Source organism: Pseudomonas sp. HK3 (assembly GCF_052920985.1).
In genome coordinates, this window is record NZ_JBREXD010000001.1 from 2,105,199 (window position 1) to 2,118,776 (window position 13,578).

A 13,578-nucleotide genomic window follows, 5' to 3' on the forward strand; every position below is an offset into this window, starting at 1 on the left:
AGGGATAAATGAATTTGATTTCGCGCATAAAAAAAGCTCTTTGTGCATCACAAAGAGCCTTTTTGGATTTTTTATCGTTGTTTATTTAGAATTCAACACCAATCTCTAAAGCAACGCCAGCTTCGTTTTCTGGGTCACTTGTATTGGCCATTAAGCCAAGGTCAATATGAAAGGCAAAGGGTGAAAACCCAAAACCTAACGTCATAACATCTTGGCCAGAGCCCGCTAAATTGGCACGGTAACCTGCACGTAATTGCACGGTGCGCCATACGTTAAGTTCGCCACCAATGGCGGCATATTGCGTTGGGTCTTCAAATGCCACTGGGTCGTTTTCGGTAATATCCAAATCAAAAGCGACTTTTGTCCAACTGGTGCGGTGGCTAACACCTGCACGCATCATTGGGCTGATAGTTACAATGGCTCCACCGACACCATTCGTTGACTTATACTCTGCGCTTTCATAATCGTCGCCCATTAAGTTTTTGATCACAAGGCCTGCTTGCCATTGTTTCTCGGCACCAAATTGGTAGGCCGCGCCTAAATCAACATTGAATGAGCTGTAGTCTTCTTTATTTTCATCAAAATCATCGGCATCAAACTCTACGTCATTGCCATTTTCATCTTTGCCGTCAAGTGGGTGTGTATAATCAAATATAGATACTTTTTGCAGTTTTGGTGTAACACCAAATGATATGTCATGGCCCTTGATATTAAACATACGCGAAATTGTCACGCCCACATCGGCAACGGCCACACCGACTATTTGAATTTCTGACTTAAGATCAGCATCATCGGCGACCAGTTCGCCGTTATTAAATATAACGGTTCCGCCTTCGCCAGCACCAGCGCCATAGCTGAAGTTATCGACAGCTTCTTGCGCAGCTTGTAGTGCAATTAACTCAGCCCCTGTTGCACCACCTGTATTGACAGCCGTAAGTGCGGCACTTAAATCGTTTACAGCGCCTAAGTAGGCGGACGTTGCTGCTGAATAGTTACGCAAAACGCCAGTGTCGTCACCGCTCACAATAACGCGACCAGAGAATGTAAATTGTGCGCCAGCATGTACCGCCATCGCGAATGTTTTACTTGGAACGGCACCCGCAATATTTAAGCCGCCGTTGATACGCAGTGCTTTATTATTTAGGTCGTCTAGGTCGCCCGCGATTGCGTTTGAATACACCACCAAGTCAGGATCTATAGTGGCGTTGGTACTAAATAATTGACCATCAAGGTCGTTTATCGCTGCGTTTAAATTGACCTGAGCAGCTTGAAATTGTGCGGGGGTACTTGCATTATCAATATCATCAAGTGCATTTTCTAGTGAAGGGAGGCCGTTATCCGATACATCATCTAACAAATCGCCTAATAGGTCGATATTGGTTTTTTTACTGCCTGGTGTTGCAAATTTACTTTCTTCATCAAAGTCTTCAGCTTCATCAATGAAACCGTTGTCATCAGCAACAGATAAACTGAATTGTGGGATTTTTAAACCAAAGTGATCATCGTCACGTGTGGTTGCTAGTAAGGCTGGGTTAAATTGAACGGTACTGGCCACCTCAGCTGATGAAACACCGGTACCGCCCATACCCATCGCACGTGCATCTGCTGGGGCAAATGGAACAGCACTGGCCTGTTGCAGGGAGGCCAATGTAATAGCAGTGCCTAATAGTATTTTATGGTTCATTTTTATCATCGGGGGTTCCTACAATTAAAGATAGCTATGTTCTTTAAGAGTAGTGGATGTAGGCGAATTCCCCAGTTCAGGGTAAGAGCGTAATAGAATATGTAGTTGCTCGTGTTATAGCTTAGGGTAATACCTAATGAGAGTAAGTTCATAATTCGAATGAATGATTAGAAAACCGTTGAAAACAAAATTAGCCCTTGATTGGTGCGCAGTACGCCTCTATAGTTTCGCCATGCAAAATTTAATGCTTTCAATTTCTAAATACATACCTGCGATGCGTGTCTGCCAATGGCTGCGACGTATAGCTTGTCGTGTGTTTTTGAAAGTCTGAAACTTGCTTTAGCTTTTCAAAAACCGCGATGTCTTCGCGGTTTTTTTGGTTTTACTCTCCGCGAAATACTCTTTACAGGCTGAATATGACATTCAGCGAATACGGTTCTTGATGTTTTACCCCTTTTTACTTTAGGAAAAACGATGAAAGTCGCCAGCGTTTATCTATCCGTGGTGTTAATTTGGTCTACCACGCCGTTATTTATAAAATTAAGTGTCGATTCTCTTGATTACATTCAGGCCTCAGCCATGCGTATGTGGTTAAGTCTAGTATTGTGTTTTGTGATGATGCGACTGCTATCGATTCCGTTTCGCTTAACGCGCGAGGCACTGTACCGCTATTTTGTAGGTGCCGTTGCGGTTAGTGGGGCCATGCTCTGTGTCTATTGGTCGGCACAAACATTACCAAGCGGGTTAGTTGCTGTGGTGTGGGGCTTATCGCCTTTGGTGGTCAGTGTGTATTGCTTGTTGTTAATTCCTCAAACGCGACTAAGCGTGACTCAAGTGTTATGCATGTTGCTAGCGGTGTTTGGGTTGTATTACATTTTTGCGCAAGGCGTGACGATTGGTGCGCATTTAGTTTTAGCACTACTTGTATTGTTACTAGGGGTGAACTTTCACAGTGTCAGCTCAGTTCTATTGCAACGCTTGCAGGTGTTTAAGCCAGAGCAAAGTATGCATCCGCTAGAGCAGACAACGGGGGCGCTGTTATTGTCTGCGCCGGTTTATGCTGTGATGTGGCTGTGCTTAAGTGGCCCGTTACCGAATGAAGTGAGCGATACATCGATCGTGGCTATTTTGTATTTGTCGACATTAGGCTCGGTTGCGGGGTTTATTGGTTATTATTATTTGTTGAATAAAATGAGTGCTTCAAGTGTTGCGCTCATAACAATTATGACCCCCGTGTTGGCTTTATTGTTGGGTGCCTATGTGGCGAATGAAGCATTGCATGCTCGTACATGGATTGGCGCTGGTTTTATTATTGTTGCACTTACGTTTTATCATTCTCGAGCATTAACGAATGTCGCAAAACGCCTGCTTGATAGCAGACGCTTGAAAAAAGCCTGAAACCAGCACTAAAATTTATTTAGGTATGGCCGATAACTCTTTCAAGGCATGGGCAAGGTTGGCCCTCAACTTGAAGGAGTAAACGCATGAATAGGTTGGCATGGTTGCCAGTGATGACATTGTCTTTATCACTGATAGGCGGGTGCAGTATGTTGGGGTTTGGCGACGATGATGATGAGGATGACGTCGCCACTATTTCGCAAGAACCTATGATGACACCTGTGGCAACACAAGTTGACCCAGTGGCGCCTTTAATTTTACGTGTAGTGGGTTATGGTGCGATTAATCCAAAAGCAAAAGGCCAGAGCAAAGTACAGCTGCGCTTAATGTCTATTCGTGCGAGTCGATTAGATGCCTACCGTGCCATGGCTGAGCGAGTATATGGTACCAAACTAAGTGGTAGTTCTACCGTACGAGACTTAGTTGTACAAAATGATAGCTTCCGTACCTATGTTGATACGTTTATTCATGGCGCGCGAGTAGTGTCGTCTGATGTGCTTGAGGATGGGAGTGTTGAAACCATTTTAGAAATGGTCATTGATGCAGGCTTTCGTAACTGTTTAACCACTGAAAACTCTATGCGTTTCAATTCTGATTGCCGTACTCAAGTAATGCATTCGGGCAAAGGTCGTATGCGTACCAGCCGCTATCAAGATGTTAACCGTGTGCAAAGCCAATCAGCGATTCCTGCAACGAATCATTATTTTGTCGACTAATTTTTTGCTCATGCTAGGAGGTGCAATGTGAAAACAATTGGGTCATTGATACTAAGTGCCTGTTTATTGCTGCCTAGTGGGTTAATGGCAAAAGAAATTACGGCTGTGGGTTCTGCCGTTCTGGTTGAGGACATGGAAACCAGTCGTGATCAAGCGATTCGTGATGCGCTGCGTCAAGCGTCGTTGCAAATGGGCGGCTCGATACACTCATCACAAATGCTGGTGGATGGTTTAGTGACGTCTGATCAAATGAGTTTAAAAACCACAGGGCAGTTTCGCCATGTGCGTATTTTGCAAGAAAAAATCAGCCAAGGTATTTTAGAAGTAAAATTACGCGCTGAATTTATTGAAGAAGGGCAATGTACGAGCAATGAAGGTAATGGTTATCGCAAAGCCGTTGCCGTTGCAGGCTTTGCATTGCAAACACCTAAGCAAGCGGTGCTTGGCGGATTAGGTAATATCGAACAACACTTATCGAGTGTGTTGGCTAATACGATTAATGGTCACCATCGTTTGCATGCAATGGACAGTGGCCATGTATTAATGTTTAGCAGTGTTGATCGTGCCCCATCGTCGCAAAATAATTTACAGCGTTTAACAAACTCGGTCGAGCTTGCCAAAGAACTGGGGGCGCAGTTTGTTATTAGCGGTGTGATTCGTGATTTAGATATGATCAACCCTGATGCCGATGTGCCACGGGTATGGGATTATTCATTAAGTTTGATCGGTTTATCTCGTGAGAAACGCATGCGTAATTTTGTACTGGATGTGTATGTGCATGATGGTATCAGCGGCGCTTTAATGTTTCAAAATACCTATGCAACCGCTGGAGAGTGGGCGTATGACGACCGCAAGCAAACAGGTTTTGCGACCCCTGTCTTTTGGAAAAGTGATTATGGTCAACATGTAAAAGATGCTCTGAGTAAAGTGGTAGACGATCTAAATACCAACTTGGGGTGTCAGCCCTACATGGCAAAAATCATTGATACATCCGGTGATTATATTCGTTTAGACACAGGTGGCAGTGTGGGTATGCGCCCTGGCGATGAGCTTACTGTTTTTCGCACCAGTACGTTTTACAATTTAGATCAACAAGGTCTTACCCAGCTTAAAGACACAAAAGTAAAAGCCACAATTACTCAGGTGCAACCGCGTTTTGCTATTGCTAAGTTGAATAAAACCCCCGAGCGTTATGCCATTCAGCGTGAAGATGTGGTGGTAGCTTGGTAAGTTTCTCGAAATGTAAGCATGCCATGTGGCAAGACTGAAAACCGCCTTCTATACTTAAAACAGCATTTAATTCACAAGCTTGCCACAGGGATGCGCGAGAGTGACCCTTTGTTGTGGAGGCGCTATGAACGACCATATTATTATTGTTAATACCCCGAAGTTTGAACCTGATATATATTTTGATCGGTTAGTTGGTCAAATTCGCCAAAATCCTGCTACTAAAAAAACACCCATTGTTTTACTGAATAATCTATACCTTGATGGCTTGCCGATGAGCTTAGAGCACATGGGGGTTAACTTTGTTGCGGGTCATGGTAATCATGAAGCGGATTTCACTTTGACCAATATGGAACAAGCTTCTCACATAATTGTATTGGCGGATGATGAGCACAGTGATGACAGCGACAGTTTAAGTTTTGATATTTGCCATCGTATGAAAGAGCATGGTTTAGCGTATCGAGTTATTGTTGAATGCGTGAATGATGAAAACCGTGATCGGTTTAAACGCATTGGTGTAAAAACGATTATTCGACCCATTCGCTCTTATCCTGAGGTATTAGTGCGTGCGATGGAAAGCCCTGGTGCTGAAATATTAATAGAAGACATGTTTCTTGGCTCTGATGATTTGATTATGCGTTATCCGCTTTGGCTAGAGGGTGATAAGTGGCAAGAGGTGATGATGGCTATGATCATAGAAAACTTAGGCACCCCTTTGGCTTACATCAGTAAAGAAGGGCATGTGTGTGTGCACCCGTCTAATTTAGATACTGTCTATGCGCAAAGTATTTTAATGCTGGTGCGCACTGAAAATGTACCAAGTGATATGCAAGTAAAAGACGCGTTTTCGGTCTTTCACAAAAAACAATTTTCAGCGTAATATATTGTTAGCTGAAAAAATAAAAAAATCGCGAGTATGGAACCATATTCGCGATTTATATTTGTTACTTATTGATAATAAGCCGTGATCTCGTTAAGCGTCTATTTCTAATTGCTCTTCTTCATTGCGATGACTTTCAGAACATGAGTAAGATTTTACTGTTTTACCCTCATCGTTGAGCGAGTGCAGATACACATCAAACCCCCATAATGTGTGTAAGTGTTTAACGACATCTTGGGTTTGTTCATTGAGAGGGATATTGTTTTGACGTTGATGGTGCAAGGTTAACGAGCGATCACCATTAATATCCACTGAGTATACTTGAATATTAGGCTCTCGATACGATAAGTCATACTGCCTTGCAAGATCTTCACGCACCCGCCGATAACCTGTTTCATCGTGAATGGCATCAATGCTCACATGCATTTTTCGATCATCGTCCATAATTGAAAATAATTTTAAATCACGCATTAACTTCGGTGATAAATACTGTAAAACAAAGCTCTCGTCTTTGAAGTTTTGCATCGCAAAATGTAAGGTATCTAACCAGTCGCTACCCGCAATATTTGGAAACCACTCTTTATCCTCGTCTGTAGGTTCCTCACAAATTCGGCGAATATCTCGCATCATATGAAACCCTAATGTATATGGGTTAATCCCACTAAAATGAGGACTATCAAACGGAGGTTGATAAATAACACTGCTATGACTATTTAAGAATTCCATCATGAAGCCCTCAGTCACAAGGCCCTCGTCATACATTGTGTTTAGTAAGGTATAGTGCCAAAACGTTGCCCAACCTTCATTCATAACCTGAGTTTGACGTTGAGGATAAAAGTATTGAGCCAGTTTACGTACGATGCGAATTATTTCTCGTTGCCAAGGTTTGAGCAGTGGTGCATTTTTTTCTAAAAAATATAATAAATTTTCTTGTGGTTCACTTGGAAAGCGTTTTCGCTTTGCCTTGTTGGTTTTTTCGGTAACAGGGAGTGTTCGCCATAGGTCGTTTACTTGTTGCTGTAATATATCTTCGCGTTCTTCTTGGCGTAGCTTTTCTTCTTCTGTGCTAATTGGGCGAGGGCGTTTATAGCGGTCAACACCATAATTCATTAAAGCATGGGCGGCATCCAACACACTTTCAACGGCATCAACACCATGGCGTTCTTCGCATTTTTTAATATAGTTACGAGAAAATACCAAGTAATCAATAATGGCACTGGCATCGGTCCATGTTCTAAATAAATAGTTACCTTTGAAAAAAGAATTATGGCCATAACAAGCGTGTGCAATTACTAATGCTTGCATACACATGGTGTTCTCTTCCATTAAATAAGCGATACAAGGGTCGCTGTTAATAACAATTTCGTAGGCTAAGCCCATTTGGCCCCGTTGATAATGGGTTTGAGTATGTAAAAAATGCTTACCATAAGACCAGTGATTATAGGATATGGGCATGCCGACAGAGGCATAGGCGTCCATCATTTGTTCGGCTGTAATTACTTCAATCTGATTTGGGTATGTATCGAGTCGATATTCTTTAGCAATACGAGCAATTTCGACATCGTATTCTTGTAGTAATTCGAATGTCCACTCTGACCCAGTTGAAATGGGTTCGCGTCGTTCGGCTTTTTTCATACCGCCTCCTTCAGAGACTTACGCGAAAATAAATCCCTAAATACAGGGAAAATATCTTCTGCGCTGGTGATCTGTTCCATGGCAAAGCGGTCACCGAGCTGTGGTGCCAGTGCCTCGTAGGCGCGCCATAATGCCTGGTGAGCATTAGGCGTGATTTCAATGTAAGCAAAGTATTGTGAGAGTGGCATAATGCGTTGGCGTAAAATTTCAGCGCACTGTGGACTATCGTCATCCCAGTTGTCGCCATCACTGGCTTGTGCACCGTAAATATTCCACTCGGCTGGGTTGTAACGTTCTTCAATAATATTACCCATTAATTCCAATGCGCTGGAAACAATGGTGCCGCCAGTTTCTCGGCTATAAAAGAACTCTTGCTCATCCACTTCTTTGGCGCTGGTGTGATGCCGAATGAATACCACTTCGGTTTTTTCATAGTTTCGTTGCAAAAATAAATACAGCAAAATGTAAAAACGCTTTGCCATATCTTTTATTTGTTGCGTCATGGAGCCTGAAACGTCCATCACACAAAACATCACAGCCTTGGTGCTCGGTACGGGTTCCTTAATAATGTTGCGATATTTAATATCGAAGGTATCTATAAATGGAATTTTTTTTATTTTTTCTTGCAGCTTTAGGATTTTATCTTCAAGTTCATTGATTTTTACTGGGTTTATTAGATCTTTATCTTTTTTGTTTTCTTCTTCAAGCTCTGCTTTGGCTTTTTTGAGTTTCCGGCGTGAGCTTGCAGATAACGCGATACGACGTGCATGGGCTGAGCGCATGGACTTAATCACAGCAAGGTTATTCGCAGTGCCACTTGCGGTAAAACCTGCGCGACGATACTCCACGGCATCGTGCTCATTTAATGTTTTTTTAAGTAAATTAGGTAGCGCTAAGTCTTCAAATACGTAGTCTAGAAATTCTTCTTTACTGATGAAAAATGAAAAGTCATCTTCGCCTTCACCTTGGTTACTGGCACTGCCTTCTCCGGCACCACTGCCACCGCCTTCTCCTTTTGGACGAAGTATTTTATCGCCAGCATGGAACTCTCGGTTACCAGGTAGCACCTTTTGACGAGCACCACCATTACCATGGCTAAAAACAGGCTCGCTAGTATCACGAGTAGGAATGCTAATTTTTTCACCGCGCTCCATATCCGTAATAGAGCGTTTGTTAACGGCATCGGTCACCGCTTTTTTAATATGACTTTTGTAACGGCGTAAAAAGCGCTGACGATTCACCATGCTTTTATTTTTGCCGTTAAGTCGTCTATCTATGATGTAGCTCATAGGACACCTCTCTATTACTGTGATTTACGTACACGTAAATACCATTCTGAGAGTAGTCGTACTTGTTTTTCGGTATAACCTCGTTCAACCATGCGAGCAACGAAATTATCGTGTTTTTTCTTCTCGTCGTTAGAGCCTTTTGCATTAAAGCTAATAACTGGGAGTAGGTCTTCTGTATTGGCGAACATTTTTTTCTCGATAACGGCCCGCATTTTTTCATAACTCTGCCAGCTCGGGTTTTTACCTGAGTTATTGGCTTTGGCGCGTAGTACAAAGTTCACCACTTCATTACGGAAGTCTTTAGGGTTACTGATACCAGCAGGTTTCTCAATTTTCTCGAGTTCTTCATTAATAGCAACACGATCTAAAATCTCACCGGTTTCAGGATCTCGATATTCTTGGTCTTGAATCCAAAAGTCGGCATAGGTGACATATCGATCAAATATATTTTGGCCGTATTCACTGTAAGACTCTAAATACGCAGTTTGTATTTCCTTACCAATGAACTCGACATATTTAGGTGCCATGTATTCTTTTATAAAGTTTAAATAGCGGTCAGCCACTTCTTGCGGGAATTGCTCTTGTTCAATTTGTTTTTCTAATACATACATTAAGTGAACAGGGTTGGCGGCCACTTCACTGGCATCAAAGTTGAAAACTCGGCTTAATATTTTAAAGGCGAAACGGGTTGATAGGCCGTTCATACCTTCATTTACACCAGCATTGTCATGATATTCTTGAATCGATTTTGCTTTAGGGTCGGTGTCTTTTAAATTCTCACCATCATAAATACGCATCTTGCTGTATATACTTGAGTTATCTGGTTCTTTTAAACGGGATAACACAGAAAATTGTGCCAGCATATTTAACGTATCAGGTGCGCATGGGCTTTTATATAATGAACTATGGGTTAGTAATTTTTCATAAATATGAATTTCTTCACTAATGCGTAAACAATAAGGCACTTTGACAATGTAAACCCGATCAATGAACGCTTCATTCGTTTTGTTATTTTTAAACGTTTGCCACTCGCTTTCATTGGAGTGCGCCATGAGTACACCGTCAAATGGAATAGCCCCCATGCCTTCTGTACCGTTGTAGTTGCCTTCTTGTGTGGCGGTCAATAATGGGTGAAGCACTTTAATAGGGGCTTTAAACATTTCGACAAATTCCATGATGCCTTGGTTCGATCGGCATAATGCACCGGAAAAGCTGTAAGCATCAGGGTCGTCTTGGCTGTAATCTTCTAGTTTACGAATATCGACCTTACCCACAAGAGCTGAAATATCTTGATTGTTTTCATCACCGGGTTCGGTTTTAGCCACTGCAATTTGATCAATAATATTAGGGTACAGTTTGACCACTTTAAATTTAGAAATATCACCACTGTATTCATGTAATCGTTTTGCTGCCCACGGTGACATGAATCCTTTTATGTAGCGATTTGGAATTCCAAAATCTTCTTCTAAGATAGATGCATCTTCTTCTGGGTTGAATAATCCTAGTGGTGATTCAAATACGGGGGAGCCTTCAATGGCATAAAATGGAATGTGCTGAATCATATGTTTTAGACGTTCGGCTAACGACGATTTACCACCACCCACTGGGCCCAGTAAATATAAAATTTGTTTGCGCTCTTCTAACCCTTGAGCCGCGTGACGGAAATACGACACTATTTGCTCGACGGCTTCTTCCATGCCATAAAACTCGCTAAAAGCAGGGTAGCGCTTAATGACTTTATTGGAAAAAATACGACTCAGACGAGAGTCATTGGCGGTGTCCACCAGTTCAGGTTCACCGATGGCCATGAGCATTCGCTCTGCGGCAGATGCATAAACGCTTGGCTCGTCCTTACATAATTGTAAGTACTCCTGCAGCGTCATGACTTCTTGCTGTGTGGTCTTATAGCGATCCTGATAGTGGTTGAAAATACTCATGGTAACCTCACCTAGTGTCTATGTGCTCATGGGTCTGCTCTCAAATAAGTCTATGGTTCTTTGATTAATTTAGACTTATTTTGGTTCCCTGTATGCTGTTTATTCCAAACTTTGGAAAGGATTAGCAGCAAGGCGTCAATTTTTTATGCCTTGTTAAGTAAACTGCATAGGTCGTGCCTTTTTTATAATTAAATATAAAAATATTTAAACAAGTGTGTGACTTTTATTTTGAAAGGGCGCTAAAAATAAAACGCTTATGGTTTTTAGATTATAAAAAAGAGGCAGGAGTACTTACTTTTAGTAGGGTTAAATGGTGTTTGATTTATAGATGTTAATATAGGGCTTAGTATGCGAGTAACTGGTGTGAGAGCGAAAAGGAGTGATGTATTTTATTTGTAATGATATTTCATTTTTGAAATATTTAGAGTTAATAAAAAGTATTTCTGTGTGCGCGCACGCGAGTGAAACACTCGCGCTTTATTTCTATTGTTTAGGTTTCTACTTGATCGTGATGGCTTATTTTCCACATCTCAAAGCCACCATCTAAGCTGTAAACATCTGTAAAGCCTTGTTCAAATAAAAACTGAGCAGCACCTTGGCTTGAATTGCCGTGGTAGCAACATACCACCACGGTTTCATTTTTTGCGGTGTTCGCAATGAAAGTTTGTACTGTGTTGTTGTCTAATGCGGTTGCATTAGTAATATGACCTGCGGCAAAACTTTGCGGGTCACGAATATCGACAATATGCAGTGGTGAGTCACTTGTCATCAGCTCACTAAGCTGTTGAATATTCATATGTTGAAACATAATGATAATACCTGCCAAAAATTAAAGAGTTTGTCGGTAACGCTTATTACTTTCGATGTGCAGTAATGTCATGGGGCCTCCCCAAACACAACCCGTGTCTAAACCAATCACATTAGGCTGGTTGAATACACCGTCTAATGCAGCCCAGTGGCCAAATAACAACGTGGTTTTCTTTAACTGATGTGGATAATTGAACCAAGGTTTAAGTGGCCCATTGTCATCTTTAGGTGCATGTTTATCGTTTAAATCCAGTTCACCATTGGGGCCCAAAAAACGCATGCGCGTAAAATAATTAGTAATCGTGCGTAAGCGGTCTGTGCCAATTAAGTCGTCATCCCAAGTGTCAGGGGTGTTGCCATACATGTGTTTGAAAAAGGTTTTGTAATGTCGGCTTTGTAATACCACTTCGACTTCTTCGGACAATGCTTTTGCTTTTTTTAAGTTCCACATGGGTGGAATGCCCGCATGGCACATGGCCAGTTTGCGTTCTTTGTCCCACTGTAATAGTGGTTGTTTGCGCAGCCATTTAAAGAGTGTGTCAGCGTCTTTAGAGGCAATAACACGGTCAAGGTCGCCGTCTTTTTTTATCGCTTTTTGGCCGCAGGCCATGGCGAGTAAGTGCAGATCGTGATTGCCTAAAACAAGTTTGCAGCTTTTACGAATGCTGTGTAAAAACTCTAGTGTCCCAAGGCTATCAGGGCCACGGTTAACTAAGTCGCCAACACACCACAGTTGATCAGCAGTAGGATCAAAATTTACTTTATCTAACAACTTCAGTAGTGGCGTTAAGCAGCCTTGAATATCGCCAACAGCAAATGTTCTCATGATTAATGCACGCTGTTAGTGGCGGCCAATGTAAACACAGGAATCATCACGTCAAAAACTTCACCTTGGTGATCAAGCATGGTGTAGTGGCCATTCATGGTGCCAACAGGGGCTTCCATTACGGTACCGGATGTATAGGTATAGCTGTCACCGGGTTTGATGATAGGTTGCTGGCCAATGACGCCTTCACCCCGCACTTCTTGCGTGGCAAGGGTTTCGCCATTAGTAATGATCCAATGGCGCGACATAAGTTGCACGGGTTCCAGTGTTTCGTTGGTAATGCTGACGGTGTAGCTAAAAACATAACGTTTTTTGTCAGGCGACGATTCTTCGACCATGTAGTGAGGCATCACATGTACGAACACTTTAGCCATTGTTAGCCTCGTCATATACAAAGTCTGCAATGCGTGCAAATTCGGCCAAGCCTAAACGTTCAGGACGCAACGTTGGGTCAATGCCGAGCGATTCGAGTTGTTCTGCGCTAATGGTATTTTTCAAATTATTCTTGAGTGTTTTGCGGCGCATTGAAAAACTTTCACGCACGATATTTTCAAGGGTGCGGTGATTTTTAACCGGATGCGGCAAGTTTTTGTACGGCACCATGCGCACAATGGCGCTGTCGACCTTTGGTGCAGGCTTAAATGCACCTGGCCCCACATCAAATAAGTGCTGAACTTCACAATGATACTGAGTCATGATTGATAAACGGCCGTAGTTATTATCACCTGGGCCCGCTGCCATGCGCTGTACCACTTCTTTTTGCAGCATGAAGTGCATGTCTTTTACTTTGCCTGTGTAGGTTAGTAAGTGAAAAATAAGTGGTGTCGAAATGTTATACGGTAAGTTACCCACAATACGAAGTGGGCGATCAGCCTCATACAGGCTCGCAAAATCAAATTTTAATGCATCGGCTTCATGAATAGTAAAGCCTGGGATGTTGAAAAACTTGACGTTTAACACTGGGATTAAATCGCGGTCGAGTTCCACCACATTTAGGTGGCCTTCAGTGGCATCTAATAACTCTTCAGTGATCGCACCCATACCTGGGCCAATTTCCACCATGTTATCACCCACTTTAGGGCGAATGCTTTTGACTATGTTGCGTATAACACTTGGGTCGTGCAAAAAGTTTTGACCAAAACGTTTTCGGGCTTGGTGACCCATGTGTTGGCGAGACAT

12 protein-coding genes are annotated in these 13,578 nt (G+C 42.4%); 4 read left to right on the top strand and 8 right to left on the bottom strand.

Annotation, left to right across the window (positions count from 1 at the left end; translation table 11 throughout):
* Nucleotides 1–85: 85 nt before the first annotated feature.
* Nucleotides 86–1,693 carry a conjugal transfer protein TraF gene (traF, locus tag ACU6U9_RS09850; RefSeq protein WP_446734843.1) on the bottom strand — a complete coding sequence of 536 codons (1,608 nt, stop codon included), beginning with the start codon at nt 1,691–1,693 and terminating at the stop codon, nt 86–88.
* Nucleotides 1,694–2,158: 465 nt separating this feature from the next.
* Here traF and ACU6U9_RS09855 point away from each other — a divergent pair, with 465 nt between their 5' ends.
* The 4 genes from ACU6U9_RS09855 to ACU6U9_RS09870 all read left to right on the top strand — a co-directional run bounded on the left by ACU6U9_RS09855 (nt 2,159) and on the right by ACU6U9_RS09870 (nt 5,905).
* The gene (locus ACU6U9_RS09855; RefSeq protein WP_446734844.1) at nt 2,159–3,082 is read left to right on the top strand and encodes a DMT family transporter; all 924 of its coding nucleotides are present in this window, start codon (nt 2,159–2,161) and stop codon (nt 3,080–3,082) included.
* Nucleotides 3,083–3,168: 86 nt separating this feature from the next.
* Complete coding sequence (locus ACU6U9_RS09860) at nt 3,169–3,798, top strand: LPP20 family lipoprotein (RefSeq protein WP_446734845.1); 630 nt, start codon at nt 3,169–3,171, stop codon at nt 3,796–3,798.
* A gap of 27 nt (nt 3,799–3,825) precedes the next feature.
* Nucleotides 3,826–5,028, top strand: a complete 1,203-nt coding sequence (locus tag ACU6U9_RS09865) for a flagellar assembly protein T N-terminal domain-containing protein (protein WP_446734846.1) — start codon at nt 3,826–3,828, stop codon at nt 5,026–5,028.
* Nucleotides 5,029–5,152: 124 nt separating this feature from the next.
* Entirely contained in the window at nt 5,153–5,905 is a 753-nt protein-coding gene (locus ACU6U9_RS09870; RefSeq protein WP_446734847.1) for an NAD-binding protein, read from the top strand.
* Nucleotides 5,906–5,998: 93 nt separating this feature from the next.
* On the opposite strand, the gene ACU6U9_RS09875 is transcribed toward ACU6U9_RS09870, so the two are convergent.
* The 7 genes from ACU6U9_RS09875 to rsmA all read right to left on the bottom strand — a co-directional run bounded on the left by ACU6U9_RS09875 (nt 5,999) and on the right by rsmA (nt 13,578).
* On the bottom strand, nt 5,999–7,540 hold the full coding sequence (locus ACU6U9_RS09875; protein WP_446734848.1) for a SpoVR family protein: 1,542 nt from the start codon (nt 7,538–7,540) through the stop codon (nt 5,999–6,001).
* Nucleotides 7,537–8,829 carry a YeaH/YhbH family protein gene (locus tag ACU6U9_RS09880; RefSeq protein ID WP_446734849.1) on the bottom strand — a complete coding sequence of 431 codons (1,293 nt, stop codon included), beginning with the start codon at nt 8,827–8,829 and terminating at the stop codon, nt 7,537–7,539. The genes ACU6U9_RS09875 and ACU6U9_RS09880 overlap by 4 nt, the downstream gene beginning before the upstream one ends.
* Nucleotides 8,830–8,843: 14 nt before the next feature.
* Nucleotides 8,844–10,766, bottom strand: a complete 1,923-nt coding sequence (locus ACU6U9_RS09885; protein ID WP_446734850.1) for a PrkA family serine protein kinase — start codon at nt 10,764–10,766, stop codon at nt 8,844–8,846.
* Nucleotides 10,767–11,256: 490 nt separating this feature from the next.
* The gene (glpE, locus tag ACU6U9_RS09890) at nt 11,257–11,580 is read right to left on the bottom strand and encodes a thiosulfate sulfurtransferase GlpE (protein ID WP_446735080.1); all 324 of its coding nucleotides are present in this window, start codon (nt 11,578–11,580) and stop codon (nt 11,257–11,259) included.
* Nucleotides 11,581–11,595: 15 nt separating this feature from the next.
* Nucleotides 11,596–12,399, bottom strand: coding sequence for a symmetrical bis(5'-nucleosyl)-tetraphosphatase (locus ACU6U9_RS09895; protein ID WP_446734851.1), 804 nt, complete (start codon nt 12,397–12,399; stop codon nt 11,596–11,598).
* Nucleotides 12,400–12,401: 2 nt separating this feature from the next.
* Nucleotides 12,402–12,773 (bottom strand): Co2+/Mg2+ efflux protein ApaG, encoded by a 372-nt coding sequence (apaG, locus tag ACU6U9_RS09900; RefSeq protein WP_446734852.1) that lies wholly within the window; start codon nt 12,771–12,773, stop codon nt 12,402–12,404.
* A complete protein-coding gene (gene rsmA, locus ACU6U9_RS09905) occupies nt 12,766–13,578 on the bottom strand; it encodes a 16S rRNA (adenine(1518)-N(6)/adenine(1519)-N(6))-dimethyltransferase RsmA (RefSeq protein ID WP_446734853.1) in 813 nt (270 codons plus the stop codon). The genes apaG and rsmA overlap by 8 nt, the downstream gene beginning before the upstream one ends.